Annotated in this window: 14 protein-coding genes, 1 tRNA gene and 2 pseudogenes; 16 read left to right on the top strand and 1 reads right to left on the bottom strand. The window is 49.5% G+C overall.

Annotated features, from left to right (window positions below; translation table 11 throughout):
• Window positions 1-57 precede the first annotated feature (57 nt).
• The 16 genes and pseudogenes from typA to UNDYM_RS14805 all read left to right on the top strand — a co-directional run bounded on the left by typA (window position 58) and on the right by UNDYM_RS14805 (window position 16,667).
• Window positions 58-1,890, top strand: coding sequence for a translational GTPase TypA (typA, locus tag UNDYM_RS14880; protein ID WP_162041731.1), 1,833 nt, complete (start codon window positions 58-60; stop codon window positions 1,888-1,890).
• 108 nt (window positions 1,891-1,998) lie between these two features.
• Window positions 1,999-2,874 carry a DMT family transporter gene (locus tag UNDYM_RS14875; RefSeq protein WP_162041730.1) on the top strand — a complete coding sequence of 292 codons (876 nt, stop codon included), beginning with the start codon at window positions 1,999-2,001 and terminating at the stop codon, window positions 2,872-2,874.
• An 88-nt stretch (window positions 2,875-2,962) separates the two neighbouring features.
• A complete protein-coding gene (gene yegQ, locus UNDYM_RS14870; RefSeq protein ID WP_174244946.1) occupies window positions 2,963-4,351 on the top strand; it encodes a tRNA 5-hydroxyuridine modification protein YegQ in 1,389 nt (462 codons plus the stop codon).
• Window positions 4,352-4,429: 78 nt separating this feature from the next.
• Window positions 4,430-5,260, top strand: coding sequence for an amidohydrolase family protein (locus tag UNDYM_RS14865; RefSeq protein ID WP_162041729.1), 831 nt, complete (start codon window positions 4,430-4,432; stop codon window positions 5,258-5,260).
• A 45-nt stretch (window positions 5,261-5,305) separates the two neighbouring features.
• Window positions 5,306-5,614, top strand: a complete 309-nt coding sequence (locus tag UNDYM_RS31375; protein WP_162041728.1) for a DUF1294 domain-containing protein — start codon at window positions 5,306-5,308, stop codon at window positions 5,612-5,614.
• Between the two features lie 117 nt (window positions 5,615-5,731).
• Window positions 5,732-6,121, top strand: a complete 390-nt coding sequence (locus UNDYM_RS14855) for a cupin domain-containing protein (protein ID WP_162041727.1) — start codon at window positions 5,732-5,734, stop codon at window positions 6,119-6,121.
• Between the two features lie 178 nt (window positions 6,122-6,299).
• Window positions 6,300-7,343 (top strand): tRNA dihydrouridine(20/20a) synthase DusA, encoded by a 1,044-nt coding sequence (gene dusA, locus UNDYM_RS14850; RefSeq protein ID WP_174244945.1) that lies wholly within the window; start codon window positions 6,300-6,302, stop codon window positions 7,341-7,343.
• A 236-nt stretch (window positions 7,344-7,579) separates the two neighbouring features.
• Window positions 7,580-8,113 (top strand): hypothetical protein, encoded by a 534-nt coding sequence (locus tag UNDYM_RS14845; RefSeq protein WP_162041726.1) that lies wholly within the window; start codon window positions 7,580-7,582, stop codon window positions 8,111-8,113.
• A 167-nt stretch (window positions 8,114-8,280) separates the two neighbouring features.
• Window positions 8,281-8,356, top strand: a tRNA-His gene (locus UNDYM_RS14840).
• A gap of 392 nt (window positions 8,357-8,748) precedes the next feature.
• Window positions 8,749-9,470 (top strand): annotated as a pseudogene (locus UNDYM_RS14835) (Crp/Fnr family transcriptional regulator).
• A 222-nt stretch (window positions 9,471-9,692) separates the two neighbouring features.
• Window positions 9,693-10,502: a Crp/Fnr family transcriptional regulator gene (locus UNDYM_RS14830; RefSeq protein WP_162041725.1), complete on the top strand. Its 810-nt coding sequence runs from the start codon at window positions 9,693-9,695 to the stop codon at window positions 10,500-10,502.
• Window positions 10,503-10,842: 340 nt separating this feature from the next.
• Window positions 10,843-11,654 (top strand): annotated as a pseudogene (locus UNDYM_RS14825) (Crp/Fnr family transcriptional regulator).
• Window positions 11,655-11,723: 69 nt separating this feature from the next.
• A complete protein-coding gene (locus UNDYM_RS30725; protein WP_232063496.1) occupies window positions 11,724-12,611 on the top strand; it encodes a CHASE3 domain-containing protein in 888 nt (295 codons plus the stop codon).
• Window positions 12,612-12,637: 26 nt separating this feature from the next.
• A complete protein-coding gene (locus tag UNDYM_RS14815) occupies window positions 12,638-14,458 on the top strand; it encodes a PAS domain-containing hybrid sensor histidine kinase/response regulator (protein ID WP_232063495.1) in 1,821 nt (606 codons plus the stop codon).
• Window positions 14,459-14,508: 50 nt separating this feature from the next.
• Window positions 14,509-15,333, top strand: a complete 825-nt coding sequence (locus UNDYM_RS14810; RefSeq protein WP_162041724.1) for a response regulator — start codon at window positions 14,509-14,511, stop codon at window positions 15,331-15,333.
• A gap of 44 nt (window positions 15,334-15,377) precedes the next feature.
• Window positions 15,378-16,667 (top strand): NRAMP family divalent metal transporter, encoded by a 1,290-nt coding sequence (locus UNDYM_RS14805; RefSeq protein ID WP_162041723.1) that lies wholly within the window; start codon window positions 15,378-15,380, stop codon window positions 16,665-16,667.
• Here the strand turns inward: UNDYM_RS14805 and UNDYM_RS14800 are convergent.
• Window positions 16,661-17,395, bottom strand: coding sequence for a tetratricopeptide repeat protein (locus UNDYM_RS14800; protein WP_162041722.1), 735 nt, complete (start codon window positions 17,393-17,395; stop codon window positions 16,661-16,663). The genes UNDYM_RS14805 and UNDYM_RS14800 overlap by 7 nt on opposite strands.
• Window positions 17,396-17,419: the final 24 nt, after the last annotated feature.

Here is a 17,419-nt window from a genome sequence, read left to right as displayed (position 1 = left end):
GTTATAATCGCAGGTTATCCGATTTACCTCATAGAATTACCCAATAAGAACGCTATCATGTCTACTTCAAAACGCGCTATTCGTAACATCGCCATTATCGCTCACGTCGATCACGGCAAAACCACTCTGGTTGACCAGTTATTGCGTCAGTCCGGTACTTTCCGCGACAACCAGCAGGTTGATGCCCGTGTTATGGATTCGAATGATATCGAAAAAGAGCGCGGTATCACTATTTTGTCCAAGAACTGTGCTGTTGAATACAAAGGCACACATATCAACATCGTCGATACACCAGGCCATGCTGACTTTGGTGGTGAAGTAGAACGTGTTCTGTCCATGGTAGATAGCGTTTTGTTGCTGGTTGATGCGCAAGAAGGCCCAATGCCGCAAACACGTTTCGTGACGCGCAAAGCGCTGGCCCTGGGTTTGAAACCTATCGTTGTCGTTAACAAGATCGACCGTGAAAACGCTGATCCACAAAAAGCCGTTAACGCGACTTTTGAATTGTTTGACAAACTCGGTGCAACTGACGAGCAACTCGATTTCCCTATCGTCTACGCATCCGGCTTCAAAGGCTATGCAGGTCTGGAAGACACAGTGCGCGATGGCAATATGGAACCATTGTTTGACGCTATCCTGAAGCACGTTCCTGCGCGTGAAGATGATCCAGATGGTCCTCTGCAATTGCAAATCACCTCCCTGGAATATTCTTCCTACGTCGGTAAAATCGGCGTTGGACGTATCCTGCGTGGCCGTGTAAAAGGTTTGCAAGATGTAGTCTGGATGAATGGCCCTGATGACAAGCCAACCAAGGCACGTATCAACCAGGTATTGACTTTCAAAGGCCTGGACCGCGTTCTGGTTGATGAAGCACTGGCTGGCGACATCGTCCTGATCAATGGTATCGAAGAAATCGGTATCGGCTCCACCATCTGCGCACCGGACACGCCAGAAGGCTTGCCGATGTTGAAGATTGATGAACCAACCCTGACCATGAACTTCATGGTTAACAGCTCCCCACTGGCTGGCCGTGAAGGTAAATTCGTGACGACACGTCAAATCCGTGACCGTCTGGAACGTGAATTGAAATCCAACATGGCTTTGCGTGTTGTGCAGGCTGAAGGTGACGATTCCACGTATGAAGTTTCTGGTCGCGGTGAGTTGCATCTGACTATCCTGATCGAAAACATGCGTCGTGAAGGCTTTGAGCTGGCGGTATCCCGTCCACGCGTGGTCTTCAAAATGGTGGATGGCGAACGCCACGAACCTTATGAAAACCTGACAGTTGACGTAGAAGAAGTCAACCAGGGTGGCGTCATGGAAGAACTCGGTCGTCGTCGTGGTGACCTGCAAAATATGGAACCGGACGGTAAAGGTCGTGTTCGTCTGGAATACCGTATTCCTGCACGTGGCCTGATCGGCTTCCAGGGCGAATTCATGACATTAACACGCGGTACAGGCTTGATGAGTCACGTGTTTGATGAATACGCACCAGTCGACAATTCCAAAGGCGAACTCGGTGGTCGTCGTAACGGCGTACTGATTTCGCAAGATGATGGCGCAGCCGTTGCTTACGCTATCTGGAAATTGCAAGACCGTGGCCGTATGTTTGTTAGCCACAATGACCCAGTGTATGAAGGCATGATCATTGGTATCCATTCCCGTGACAATGACCTGGTTGTGAACCCGATCAAAGGCAAGCAATTGACCAACGTTCGCTCTTCCGGTACGGATGAAGCGGTACGCCTGGTGCCACCTATCCAGTTGAACCTGGAATACGCGGTTGAATTTATTGACGACGATGAACTGGTTGAAGTCACACCTAAGAGTATCCGTCTGCGCAAGCGTTTCCTGAAAGAGCACGAACGTAAAAAGGCATCACGCGAATAAGCTGATTTCTTTTGACTGATGTGGCTGACAATTCTGCCGCATCTAGATCAACCCGTTTTGCTCTAGCCAGTTTGGCCAGGGTCAAACGGGTTTTTTATTTGGATCAACATGCAAAATAAAATGACTCACCGCAAAGCGGTGATGCTGATGATTTGTGCTGCTACTTTGTGGAGTATTGCCGGTGTATTTACCCGTCACCTCGAAGTGGCACGTAATTTTGAAGTTACTTTTTGGCGCAGTTTTTTTGCTGCAGTTTTTATTGCAGGCGTCATGCTCAGGCAATACAAATGGGCTTTCATACCGCGCCTTAAATTATTGGGCAAGATAGGCTTTTTGTCTGGTTGTATGTGGGCCACCATGTATAGCTGCTTCATGATTGCCCTGACCATGACCACGGTCGCCAATACCTCCATCATGGAAAGCCTGACACCTTTGTTCACTGCTTTCCTTGCATGGATGATATTGCGCCAGCATATACCCGCACGTACCTGGTGGGCAATTGCCGCCGCAGGTGTGGGTATGTGCTGGATGTTTGCTGGCAGTTTGACCGGGGTGGACAGCCGCGGTCTGGCAGGCATGCTGATCGCGCTGGGTATCCCATTTGCATCTTCTATCAACGTCATCATCCTGAAAAAAGGCGGGCATGCCGTAGATCTGGTGCCTGCGGTGTTTATTGGCGGCAGTTTGTCGGCATTGATCATGTTGCCATTGGCCTGGCCGTTCCATACCTCCATGCACGACATTGCCATTCTGGCGATTTTGGGATTTTTTCAGTTAGGTTTGCCTTGTATGCTGATGGTCAAGGCATCCAATAGCCTGTCTGCGCCAGAGATCGCCTTACTGTCCTTGCTTGAAGTTTTGCTGGCGCCGATCTGGGCCTGGCTGGGTGCGGGTGAGGTGCCTGCGCAATCGAGCATGATAGGTGGGGCTATTGTATTGACTGCGCTGGTTTTCAATGAGTTGACTGACATGCGCAGGGATTGATCTGCATCAAATTCTGTAAAAGTAAATTTTGAGCTGGCAGGGCAGGGGCTTATCATCGCGGACATTTTTCTTTTCGGATTACCCCGCCATGTCTGTCGCCTCAGTAAAAAACGCAATAAAATCCCCGGAACTTCTCCTGCCCGCCGGTTCGCTGGAAAAAATGCATGCCGCTTTCGACTTTGGTGCCGATGCGGTGTATGCAGGCCAGCCACGCTATAGCCTGCGTGCCCGCAATAATGAGTTCTCTACCCTCGATGTATTGCAGCAGGGCATAGACGGTGCTCATGCGCGTGGCAAATTGTTCTTTGTCGCCAGCAATATCTTCCCGCACAATAGCAAACTCAAAACCTATCTGCGCGACATGGAGCCGGTCATCAACATGAAGCCGGATGCCCTCATCATGGCTGACCCAGGCTTGATCATGATGGTGCGCGAAAAGTGGCCAGAGATACCTGTGCATCTGTCGGTGCAGGCCAATGCCGTCAACTGGGCCGATGTCAAATTCTGGAAAAAAATGGGCCTGACCCGTGTGATCCTGTCGCGTGAACTGTCGCTCGATGAAATAGAGGAAATCCGCCAGCAATGCCCGGATATGGAGCTGGAAGTTTTCGTGCACGGTGCCCTGTGCATAGCTTACTCAGGCCGTTGCCTGCTGTCCGGCTATTTCAATCATCGCGACCCCAACCAGGGTACCTGTACCAATTCCTGCCGCTGGGACTACAAGGTCGAAAATGCGGCAGAAAATGAAACTGGTGATCTGGCACGCATCCCGGTTGAAAGTATCAAATTCAATTACCAGCAGGCACTGGAAGAAGCCAATCAATCTTTTTCTGCCATGGGCGACATGCCACGCCATCCATTGGCGGATAGGCCTTACCTGATAGAAGAGAGCGGCAAGCCAGGTCAGTTCATGCCCATACTTGAAGATGAGCATGGTACCTACATCATGAATTCAAAAGACTTGCGCGCTGTTGAGCATGTAGAGCGCCTGGCTAAAATTGGCATCGATTCATTGAAGGTCGAAGGACGCACCAAATCCTTGTACTATGTTGCCCGCGCCGCGCAAACCTACAGACGTGCGATAGATGATGCTGTCGCTGGTCGCCCGTTTAACACTGACTTGCTGGGTCAGTTGAATGGGCTCGCCAATCGTGGCTATACCGATGGTTTTTATCAGCGCCATCATACACAAGAGCACCAAAATTACATGGAGGGCGTGTCAAAAGCACACCGCAGCCAGTATGTCGGGCAAGTCTTGCAAGTGACAGATGGCTGGGCAGAAGTCGAAGTTAAAAACCGCTTTGCTGTTGGCGATGAGATAGAAATCATTTCACCAAATGGCAATGAAATGATCAGGCTGGCCGAGATGCGTAATGCCGATAATCAGCCACTGAACATCATAGGCGGGGCAGGGCATAAGGTACGTATTCCGCTGGATGCCAGGCATGAAAAAGCCTTGATTGCCAGGATGTTGTAATCAGAGCGTTGACGCTTGCTTCATAGCGTGTATTCTTGCTTCAAAAGAGGTATCAAATTTGGCAAAGGGAGCATGGCTATGAAAAGACTACTACAGGGTTTCTTATCGACCTGCCCCCTGGTCATGATTTCGGCTATTGCATCAGCAGCAGAACCTTTGCCCATATTCGATGCCCACATGCATTACAACATCGAGGCGCGCAGTACCTGGTCACCACAACGCGTCATCGCCTTGTGGCGACAGCTTGGTATACGGGCGGTATTGGCAACCAGTCGCCCGAATGATGGCACGCTGGATTTGATTGCGCAAAATGCACCTGATATCAGGATCATCCCTTTCCTGCGCCCCTACAGAGTGCAGCCCGACAGGCATGACTGGTTTGCCAATCCCGAGATAGAGCGCTTCGTTGAAAAAGAACTGCAACGCGGCATCTATCGTGGCATAGGTGAATTCCATATCTTTGGCAAGGATGCTGATGCACCCTATATGGCAAAAATTGCCCGGCTGGCCAAGGCCTGTGATTTGTGGTTGCATGCCCATTCCGATGAGGATGCAATAGAGCGTATTTTGCAGCACGCACCCGGCGGCAAGCTGATCTGGGCACATACCGGCATGAGTACTTCACTGGATAAAGTCGAGGCCATGTTTGCGCAATATCCCAACCTGATTGGTGAGCTGTCTTTCCGTTCCGATCTTGAGCAAAACGCTAGCCTTAATCCGCAATGGAAACGCCTGTTTTTGCGCTATCCCGACAGGTTCGTGCTTGGCACCGATACCTGGGTTACATCACGCTGGGATGAAGTGCCGCAATTGATCGCCTTTTATCGCCGCATGCTCAGTGAGTTGCCAGCAGATGTGGCAGAGCGCATTGCTTATAAGAATGGACTGATGATGTTTGGTCTGCAATAATCCGGCATCTTCCATTTTCCTTGCCTGGCGCGTTTTTTCAAACAAATGACAGAAGCATTTTCTGTGTTGCACGACGTTCATAAAATACTGTGGGCTGGCGTTGGCGTTCTCTATGTCGTCATGAGTCTCATTGCATTCTTCATGTATGGCATCGATAAAATGGCGGCGCGCAAGAGCGCTTCAAGAATCTCTGAGCGCACTTTATTATTATGTGGCCTTGCTTGCGGCTGGCCGGGTGCCATGTTGGCGCAAAAAATATTTCGCCACAAAACCATCAAATCTTCTTTCAGGTTGGCGTTTGTTGCGACTGTCATCGTTAATTGCCTCGCACTCTGCATACTTTTTTTCTTGTAATAAGCTTAATTGAATGTATTAATGTAGTATTGCCTAATTGGTAATGTGAATTTTCTTCTCTCGAAGGCGGATAGCCTGTTTCTTGCGGAAGAACCATATTCTTTAAGGAGGCTAAGCATGAAGATAGAGTCCCAGAAAACTTATGTTGCACTGGCTGCAGATGGCTTGGCCACCGTTTTGACTGAAGGGCCGGCATTCTGGAGCTTGCCTGAGTCGGATATTGAAGCTTTCGGAAAACACTGGTTGATCAGTGAGTTCAGTTGCGATTCAGACTGGCCCAGCTGGGAAATGCATCCACAGGCAGACGAATTCGTCTATTTACTATCTGGTCTCGCTGATTTTCTTATAGAGATCGACGATGCGGTTCAGCATATACACATGAAGGCAGGGGAGGCTGTACTGGTGCCCAAGGGGCGTTGGCATACAGCAAAAATCTTTGCCCCCAGCCGCATGCTGTTCATGACGCGCGGCGAAGGGACTCAGCACAGGCCTGCGCTTAAAGCGTGATAAGAATTTGGTGAAAGTTTGATAGAAGTTTGAATAATAGCCTGATTTCTTTGCTGCTGAGCTAATTGGTAGAGTCCAGGATAGCTATTCCTGTTGTCGTGAGTTTGAGTTCCAGTTAAAGTCGATTTCCCAATGACAAGGTACAATACGGTATTGTGAATTGCTGTCTTGTTTTATTGTGAATACAAAAGCACTACCCTCACGCCGCGTATCCGTGGCACCCATGCTGGATTGGACTGACAGGCACTGCCGCCAGTTTCACCGCCATATCACCCGCAATACCTGGTTATATACCGAGATGGTGACCACGGGATCACTGTTGCATGGTGATGTGCAACGTCATCTTGAGTTTAATCCTGGCGAGCATCCGGTTGCCCTGCAACTGGGTGGTAGCGAGCTGGCTGATCTCGCGCATTCTGCCAAACTCGGTGAGCAGTGGGGTTATGATGAAATTAATCTGAATTGCGGTTGTCCGTCTGAGCGCGTGCAAAAAGGTGCATTTGGTGCATGCCTGATGGCAGAGCCGCAATTGGTTGCTGACAGCGTCAAGGCGATGAAAGACGTGGTCTCTATCGACGTCACAGTCAAGCACCGCATCGGCATCAATGAAGTCGATTCTTATGAATTCATGCGTGATTTTGTTGGCACCGTTGCTGATGCCGGCTGCAAGACCTTTATTGTTCATGCGCGCAATGCGATTCTCAAAGGTTTGTCCCCAAAAGAAAACCGTGAAATCCCGCCGCTCAAATATGACTATGCCTATCACCTGAAAAAAGAATTTCCTGATCTGGAAATCATTTTGAACGGCGGCATCAAAACCCTCGAAGACATGGATTTGCACCTGCAACATGTAGATGGGGTCATGATAGGGCGTGAGGCTTATCACAATCCCTATTTCATGGCGAGTTTTGACGAGCGCTATTATGGCGATACTACGCCTGTGAAAAGCAGGGAAGAAATTCTGCAGCACATGATTCCCTACATCTATCAACAACTGGAATTGTATGGCAATGGTGGCAAAGGTCTGCGCCTGAATACGGTGATCCGTCACATGCTGGGACTGATGATGGGCCTGGTCGGTGCGCGTGTTTTCCGCCAGATACTGTCAGACAGTAAAAGACTTGCATCTGGTCAGCCAGAATTGCTGCTGGAGGCTGCGTTAGCCATGAAAAGTGTGACTACCTTCGACCGCGGGCAAGAAGTGCAAGCCTCTGCTGCGTGATCATGGTTGAATATGTTTGAGCGTGCCAAATTCAAGTCTGATACATGAGCTAATTTGTAAATGAAACCCGAGTATTCGTAAGAATTTGTAATACATGATGGAGTTGGGTTCTTGTCGGAATATATTGATTATGTTTCATTGCACGCTCCTTCAACTCACTACCTCAGTGAGATTTCGCCTACGCATTCTTATGCGTGGGCTTTTTTATGCCCGCTACTTTTATTGGCAGGAATGATATGCACACTATCAACTTACGCAAGATAGCTTTATACGCTTGTTTTACCCTGTTTGCATCCCTCGCACATGCAACGCCAGTCATGGAAGTGCGCCTGGACAGTTTGCTCGCCAAAGCGGGGGAATTGAAGAAGGAATTGAACCTGAATGCCAACCAGCAATTGCTATGGCAGCAGACGGAAAGCAAGTTGACATCTATGCAGCATCAGCGCGATGTCCGCCGGAACCGCCTGCAATCTGAGCTGGAATTGCGTCTGGAGCAAAACAATATCGAATTGCGTGAGCTGAACCCGCAGATAGAGCAGGAAGAGCAAACTAGCTTGCAAGAAAACAAGCAGTTGCGTGAACTGGTACTGACGCTCAATGATGCCCTGGATGACAAGCAACGTCAGGCCCTGCAATTGTTCATCAATGCATCCTTGCGTACCACCGCAGATGTGCCCAAAGCCAAGCGCCCGGATAGCGGCGAGGCGCCACAGCGCAAAGGCGGTATGGGGCGCCAGCGTGAGGGCGCTGGTAGTGGTGGCAAATTCTGATCAATCCATCGTGTTCAGCAGGTCGTAACGTGGTGTCGAGAGGGCTTATGAAGTTGATGGCTTGAGTGGTAATGGGCCTGATTACCAAGAATGCTATTGCCAGCAAGCCAAATTCCTCGTATAATGCGTAGCTCTCTTGCACTGCAATATTTGTGCTCGATACAGTGGTGGCCGTAGCTCAGTTGGTAGAGTCCAGGATTGTGATTCCTGTTGTCGTGGGTTCGAACCCCATCGGTCACCCCAGAATTCGCTAAGAAAATCAATTGCTTAGCTTCAAAAAGCCCGGTTAATTACCGGGCTTTTTGCTTTCTCAGTTTCTTATCCAGATGACGTCGCTTTATTGGGTTGTCATTCCATACTATTTCAAGAAAATTGAACAGATCCCGTGAGGCTTGAGCGCCAGTTCTATGACCGCTTTTGCTCTTCAGTTGAACTAAAAATGATCTAGGTTTTCTTGATGAATTACCTGTTTCTTGCGGTGATTCAGATAATATTTCGATAAATCACTTATTCCAGGTGATATGTGTGCGCAAGCGCGCATAAAATTTTTGCATGGCGTGATAGGCTTGCGCTCCGCTACCCGGCTTTGTCTGTGTGACAAAATCTCTGGTGGAATTTTGAGGCCAAAAACGTTAATGCACACTTCCCCCAGTCCTATGCATAATCATCTGCTCGCTGCCCTGCCAGTAGCGGAGTTTGCGTCACTATCGGGTGGGCTTGAACTGATTTCCATGGCTGTTGGTGATGTTTTGTATGAGGCAGGAGTGCGTCAGCAGTTCGTCTATTTCCCTACGTCAGCCATCGTTTCATTGCTCTATGTATTGGAAGATGGCGTGTCTGCCGAGATTGCTGCCGTTGGCCATGAAGGTGTAGTTGGCATATCCCTGTTTATGGGGGGGACACGACGCCTAACCGTGCAGTTGTACAAAGCGCTGGTTTTGCCTATAGGCTCAAGGGGCAGTTGCTAAAGCAGGAATTTGACCGCGCGGGTCCTTTGTTGCGGGTCTTGTTGCGCTATACGCAGGCACTCATCACGCAAATGACGCAGACGGCCATTTGCAATTTGCATCATACAGTAGAGCAGCAACTATGTCGCTGGCTGCTGCTGAGCCTGGACAGGCTATCTTCAGAGTCGGTGAATATTACCCAGCAGAGAATTGCCAATGCTCTGGGAGTGCGTCGTGAACGTGTCACTGAGGCGGCAGGTAATTTGCAGCGCGCCGGTCTGATTTGTTATAGCCGTGGCGCTATTGTTGTAATCGACAGAGCGGGGCTGGAAAAAGTGGTTTGCGAATGTTATTTCGTCATACAAAATGAATTTACACGACTATTAACTTCCATTCCTTTTCAACAATGAACTCGTTTTAGTCTGCCGTGCGACAAACGGCTTGCCCAAGGTTGATATATCCTGCGTAATAGCAAGACTCTTGCCGATTTTTTCAATAAGTTGACATAAATCGAACTTATATGCGCGATGGCGCACATACGCCAGCCTCATACCTGCTACTCTGTAGATAGATAATCCAGTCTATACAATCCATGCCACTCGCAACTGAGTTGGCTGCTCAGAGCCCTGCCCATGACCATTCCGCATAATCCTTTGCAAAATCACCTGCTCGCTGCTTTGCCGCAAGCAGAGTTTGATCGCCTGTCCCTGCATTTGGAATTGGTGGAAATGCCGCTGGGACAGGCCTTGTATGAAGCTGGTGGTACCCTGAATTACGTCTATTTTCCGACCACGTCCATCGTGTCGCTGCTGTATGTGCTTGAGAGCGGTGCTTCTGCTGAAATAGCCATAGTTGGTAATGAGGGCATACTTGGCATTTCTCTCTTTATGGGCGGTGAAACCACACCCAGCCGTGCAGTGGTGCAATGTGCAGGCTATGGCTATCGCCTCAAGGCGCAGTATCTGAAGGACGAATTTAACCGCGCCGGACCGTTTTTGCGGCTCTTGCTGCGCTATACTCAGGCGTTGATCACACAAATGACGCAAACCGCTGTATGCAATCGCCATCATTCCATAGAGCAGCAACTTTGCCGTTGGCTGCTATTGAGTCTCGACCGCTTGCCCTATGATTCTGTTTCCATGACGCAGGAATTGATAGCCAATATGCTGGGTGTCAGGCGTGAGGGGGTAACTGCTGCTGCGGGCAATATACAAAGACTGGGTTTGATACAGTATAGCCGCGGGCGTATTGATGTAGTAGATCGCCCCGGTCTGGAGAAGGTGGTCTGTGAATGTTACGCCGTTGTCAAGCTGGAATTCGATCGCCTACTTGCTGATATTCCTCGCGGTGATCCTTTGCATGTCTTGGGTGAGTCAGACCGTCGTGCTGCGGTGATTCGTCCTGCGTCTTGGCAAGTAGGATCGGATAGAAAAGACAATTGAACATAACAGTATTTTTTAAAAAAGTATTTTCAGCCAAGTCTTCCGGATGAAAAGCAGATTTCCCGCTGTATGTACGCTAGCGCACGTAACTATTTTTGTGAAACTGTCATAGTGTAGCTTCCATTATTTGGCAGGAATGGCGCTCGTTTAAGCAAGTGAAATAAGCTAAGTTGCTGAGAGCCACTGAGTTTTCTTTGCATTATTATTTCTATATGTGTGATATCGAACAGACACTATGCGCCTAAGGGCCATAGAGTCGGGTTGCTGAGTATGCTGAGCAGATTTTGTTGGCTCGTTTGCGTGCCTCGGGCTCCCTTATAAATTTATGCAGGAATTCGATATGGACAGTCCTATAGACCCGAATCAAAATCATTTGCTGGCAGCATTACTCGATACCGAATTTGATCGCCTGGCTCCGTATCTTGAGTTGGTGCCCATGTTGCTCGGCGATGTCTTGTACGAATCAGGTGGTAAGCTGCAATATGTATATTTTCCGGTAACTGCAATTATTTCCCTACATTATTTGCTGGAAAACGGAGGCTCCTCGGAAATAGCCGGTGTCGGTAACGAGGGGTTGGTCGGAATTTCACTGTTTATGGGGGCGACACCACGCCCAGTCGTGCGATTGTACAAACTGGCGGACATGGATATCGCCTTAAAGCGCATATCTTGCTGGAAGAGTTTAACCGTGCTGGCCCGGTATTACGCTTATTACTGCGTTATACCCAGGCCCTGATCACGCAAATGTCGCAAACTGCAGTATGCAACCGCCATCACTCCGTCGAGCAGCAACTATGCCGCTGGCTCTTGCTGACGCTGGACCGCATGTCAGGCAATGACCTGACGATTACCCAGGAGTTGATTGCTAATATGCTGGGCGTGCGGCGCGAAGGGGTGACTGAAGCTGCGGGCAGGTTGCAGAATTACGGTTTTATCAGTTACCGGCGGGGACATATTCATGTCATCAACCGCGTGGGACTGGAAGAGCATGTATGTGAGTGTTATGGCGTGGTAAAAAAAGAATTTGCCCGCCTGCTGTCAGATGTCTTGCAACGTCAGGGAAAAGCCATACCTGTTCCATCTGCCCCCATTGTCAGAAAAACCGGCTATGCGCAGAACAACGCACGCAGCAATATACAGGGCGGCATATAGAGCAGGGCAGGTCTCTGAATACTGGCCGGAATTTCCAATTTGCTGAAGGATTGCTGTGAATGAAAATATATGAAGGCAATCTCGGTAGAGCGTCTGACCCTGATCGGCTTTGGTATCACCTTGCTGGCCTTGCTGATGATAGGGGGCATAGCCTGGAATATTGCTGTCCCTTTTGATGCGGTCAAATCCATAGACCATACCCGCAAGGTAATCGATGATCTCAGTGAACTGAGTGCCAAACTATCAGAGGCGGAGAATGGGCAAAAAGCCTATTTCCTGACAAAAGAAGATGCTTTCATCAAGCAGCGCAATAGTCGATTTGATGACATTGCGTTAGTCATCCAGCATTTGCGAGGGCTGACACTCGACAATGTTCAGCAACAGGCTCGCATACAGCAGTTACAAGAGGCTGTAGCTGAGCGAGTGACGATCATGCAAGAAAGCCAAAAACAATTTGACGCGCATGGCTTTGCCGCTGCCAGGGCTTTGTTTCATACGGGTTTGCTGGCATCTTCCAAAATCCAGAATATTTTGACTGAAGCGGTTGTCGATGAGCAGGTCTTGCTCGATGAGCGAAAATTAAAAGCCGCATTTCGCATCAAACTGGTGGTAGGTAGCGTTGGTTTCTTGCTGGTGTTTTTATTGCTCTGGGCTTTGCAGATTCGTCGTGCCACACTGGGGCGTCTGGAAGGTGAGCAAACCTCACTCAAGGTACGCGAAGTGTTACTCAAGATGGGGGCATTGCAGGACGCCATCTTTAATAGCCCGAACTTTTCCATCATTGCGACGGATGCTCAAGGTCTTATCCAGATTTTTAATGTCGGTGCCGAGCACATGCTGGGCTATGACGCTGCGGATGTCGTCAACCTGATCAGTCCTGCCGATATTTCTGATGCTGATGAGCTGGCTGCCAGGGCGGCGCGCTCAGTGCAGAATTCAATACACCGGTTGCTTTAGGTTTTGATGCCTTGATCTTCAAGGCCATGCGCAGTCTTGAAGACATTCATGAGCTGACCTATATCTGTCGTGATGGCAGCCGTCTGCAGGCTATCGTTTCTGTCACGGCACTACGTGATGCGCAGGGCGTGGTCATCGGCAGTCTGTTGATAGGTACGGACAACACCGCCCGCAAGCAAGTGGAAGCAGAACAGGCATTGCTGGATCAGCGCTTGCGTGATCAGCAATTTTATACGCGCTCTTTAATTGAAGCCAATATTGATGCCCTGATTACCACAGACTTGAATGGTGTCATCAGTGACGTCAATCATCAGATGGAAGCGATTACCGGGTGTACGCGCGATGAATTGATTGGTGCGCCATTCAAGAATTATTTCACCGAGCCGGCCGCTGCAGAGCTGGCAATGAAGCGCGCGCTGCAAACTGGCAAGGTCGCAAATTGCGAATTGACAGCGGTTGCGAAGGACGGCAAGGAAACCGGGATATCTTACAATGCCAGTACCATCTATGACCGTGAGCGTCGACTACAGGGCGTTTTTGCGTCTGCAAGGGATGTCACCGAATATAAATTATTTGAGCAAAGACTACAGAATAGCAATATAGAACTTGAATTAGCCAAGGCAGTTGCTGAAAAAGCGAATCTGGCCAAATCAGAGTTTTTATCCAGCATGAGCCATGAATTGCGCACCCCGCTGAATGCAGTGCTCGGCTTTGCGCAATTGATGGCATCGGACAATCCGCCACCCTCTGACAACCAGAAGTTATCGATAGACCAGATATTGCAGGCAGGCTGGTATCTGTTGAGGCTGATTAATGAAATCCTGGATCTGGCGATGATAGAGTCAGGCAAGGTCAGCATTTCAAAAGAGTCTATCTTGCTTGCTGATGTGTTGCTGGATTGTCAGGCCATGATAGAGCCGCAAGCACAAACACGTGGTATCACCATGATTTTCCCAGTTATTGAGGTGCCGCTGTATGTATTTGCAGACCGTACCAGGCTCAAGCAAGTCATGGTGAATTTGCTGTCAAACGCGATTAAATATAACCAGCACGAGGGTACGGTCACAGTTGAATATGCCATGCATGGTGATAACCGGATGCGCATCAGTGTCAGGGATGCCGGAAAGGGTTTGTCGCCTGAGCAGATGGCACAGCTGTTTCAACCCTTTAATCGCCTTGGGCAGGACGCTGGAAATGAAGAGGGAACAGGTATCGGCCTGGTGGTGACCAAACAACTGGTTGAGCTTATGGGTGGATCGATTGGTGTAGAAAGTAATGTTGGTATTGGTAGTGTGTTCTGGATAGAGCTGGCCCTGGCTTCAGCTCCTGCTTTGCATGATGAGAGTGTGGACGAATTTGTGGCTGGAACGGGCTTAGGGCAAAAAGTGGTTCATGCTTCTTCACAGCGTAGCTTGCTTTATGTCGAAGATAATCCTGCCAATCTTGCTCTGGTCGAACAATTGATTGCGCGTCGCAGCGATCTGAAACTTTTGACGGCCGTTGATGCCCATCTTGGTATCAGTACGGCACAGATTTGCAAGCCGGATGTGATCTTGATGGACATTAATCTGCCAGGCCTCAGTGGTTTTGGTGCGCTCAAGATTCTGGCAAATGACCCGCTGACTGCGCATATACCTGTGATGGCCTTATCTGCAAATGCCATGCCACGTGATATCGCTAAGGGCCTGGATGCTGGTTTTTTCCGCTACCTGACCAAGCCTATCAAGGTAAATGAATTTATGGATGCGCTGGATCTGGCTTTGCATCACGCAAAAGAGCACGGATTGGCGCGTAAAAAAGGTGACATTGAGTGCAGCCAAATAAAAAGTGAAGTTGAGTTGAGCTGAAAATGTAGTGGAGTGCAATGTTGATGCAGTAACGATTTTGAAAGAATGAAATGCTTGAAACAGTCGAAATTCTTAAGGCCAGCATCCTGATCGTTGATGATCAAAAAGCCAATGTGATGTTGCTGGAGCAAATGCTGCGTAACATCGGATATTCCAATATCACCACGACCATGGATGCGCGTACGGTTTGCGCACTGCATATAGAGCACAACTATGACCTGATATTGCTGGACCTGCAAATGCCGGGCATGGATGGTTTTGAGGTGATGGAGGAATTAAAGAATATTAGTGCTGATGCCTATTTGCCGGTACTGGTGATCACTGCTCAGCCGGGGCACAAACTACGTGCCTTGCAGGCAGGTGCCAAGGATTTTGTCAGTAAACCTTTTGATCTGCAGGAAGTGCAGACGCGCATACACAATATGCTGGAAGTGCGTTTGCTATATCAACAGCTTGATACCTACAATAAACGTCTTGAACAGACCGTGCTGGAGCGTACTGCTGAATTACGTGCCAGCGAAGCGCGCTTTAGAAGTTTTACCCACCTTTCTTCTGACTGGTACTGGGAGCAGGATCAGTTCGGCAATTTCACCAGTGTATCCGGGCCTGTATTTGAAATGCTGGGCATACGTGTGGAAGACATGCTGGGTAAAACGCCAAAGGGTGGCATGGAAGGCTGGGATGTTGATGAGCGTGAAAAACTTGATGACAATATCGCCAATCGCCGGCCATTCCTGGATTTTATTTACCGGCGTTGCAAACCGGATGGCACGATACAATACCTGCAAGTCAGTGGAGAACCTTTTTTTGATTCGGCCAGCCGCTTTGCCGGATACCGCGGCGTAGGTATGGATGTCACTCATAGACGTCCATAAGACCATAAGATCAAAAGCGATCACTCGCATTCAAGAACCACGCTATGAATATACCGACTACAGATGCATCAGCAGACACCAGGGAACCGTCCCTGTTGAAAAAACTGGGGCCTGGTCTGATTACTGGAGCCGCCGATGATGACCCCAGTGGCATTGCCACCTATTCGCAAGCAGGTGCGCAATTCGGTTTCAATATGTTATGGACGGTATTGTTCACCTATCCCTTGATGGTAGGGATACAAATCGTCAGTGCCCGCATAGGCAGGGTCAGCGGTCATGGTCTTGCTACCAATATACGCCGTCATTATCCCGCCTGGTTATTGTATGCGGTGGTAGGACTTCTGCTGATCGCCAATACCATCAATATTGCGGCTGATATTTCCGCTATGGGTGAGGCCTTGAAATTGCTCGTGGGTGGCAAGGCGCATCTGTATGCAATTGGTTTTGGCATATTATCTTTGCTGCTGCAGGTATTTATTCCTTATCAGCGCTATGTGCGTTTTTTGAAATGGCTGACATTGGCCTTGCTGGCGTATGTTGCCACTGTGTTCGTTGTCCATACACCCTGGCTGGACGTTGTTAAGAGGGCAGTCATGCCTCAGCTGTCCTGGAAAAAAGAATACATCACGACAGTGGTGGCCGTATTTGGTACGACCATCAGCCCCTACCTGTTTTTCTGGCAAGCTTCGCAAGAAGTGGAGGAGATGCGCGCTGACCATCTGGCACGTCCACTGATACAGGCGCCTGAGCAGGCGCCAGCCAATCTCAAGCGTATCAAGCTTGATACCTACATAGGCATGGCATTTTCCAATCTGGTGGCTTTTTTCATCATATTGACTACCGCTGTTACGCTGAATTTGCATGGTGTGAGCGATATCCAGACTTCTGCGCAGGCGGCAATGGCCTTGCGGCCCATCGCCGGTGACCTGGCTTTCATGCTGTTCAGTGCGGGTATCATAGGCACGGGTTTGCTGGCAATACCTGTGCTGGCCGGTTCATCTGCGTATGCCATGGCCGGCGCATTCAAATGGAAAAACAGTCTCGAAGATACACCGATGCAGGCCAGGCAGTTCTACGCCATCATCGCGCTTTCAACAGTGATAGGCATTGCGCTGGGATTTACGGCGATTGACCCCATCAAGGCCCTGTACTGGAGTGCAGTCATCAATGGCGTGATTTCTGTTCCCATCATGGTGGTCATGATGTTGATGGCGACAAGGGCCGACATCATGGGTAAATTTGTGATTACCCGCAGGCTGAAAATATTGGGCTGGCTGGCCACCTGTATGATGGCACTTGCAGTGATGTCCATGCTGGCGACGTTTTTTTATTGATAGCGGTTCCAGCGCATCAGGCGTTCATCCGAGGCTTCCTTGATCAGGTGTCTGGCTTTTAGCGGATCTTTTTCCACGTGCTTGCTGCCGCTTTCCAATTCCATGGCCAGGGCCTGGATGGCGACCGGGTATTCAAGCTCCGCAGATTCTTCCAGCCACTTTCTGGCCAGTGCCTGATCCTGTTTGACGCCTTCTCCTGCGGCATAGGCGTTCGATAGCAGGAACATGGCCTGTGCATTGCCTTGCTCACTGGCTTTTTCCAGCCATTTGACAGATAAGGTGAGATCTTGCGGTACGCCTTGGCCATATTTTGCCATGCGAGCCAGCATGAAACTGGCTTTACCATAAGCATTGTTGGCTGCCAGTTCATACCATTTCCAGGCTTGCGACTCATTTTTTGTCAATCCAAGACGACCTTTATAGTTGGCCTCTGCCAGTTGAAACTGCGCTTCTGCGTCACCATGCTGATTTTTTGCGGCACGCTCCAGCCACAGCAAAGCCTGGGCTTGTTGTTCAGGATGTATTGCATACGCCAGACCCAGTTCGCGCTGGGCTACTGCATTGCCAGCAGATGCCCATTTTTGCAGTGCGGCGATGGCGGAGGGCAGTTGGGCGTGCAAAGCCTGTATGCCGGCAGATTCTATTTCTGCCGTAGTTGGTACCGGTGCGCAGGCGCACAGGCTGCATAGTAGTACCACGCCTGCACTGATTCTTATGTTGTTAAGCATATCGTCATTATTGGTAGGCACGCA

Source organism: Undibacterium sp. YM2, assembly GCF_009937975.1.
Lineage (GTDB): Bacteria > Pseudomonadota > Gammaproteobacteria > Burkholderiales > Burkholderiaceae_D > Undibacterium.
Note: the sequence above shows the minus strand (reverse complement) of the source record. Positions and strands in the feature narration are given on the sequence as shown.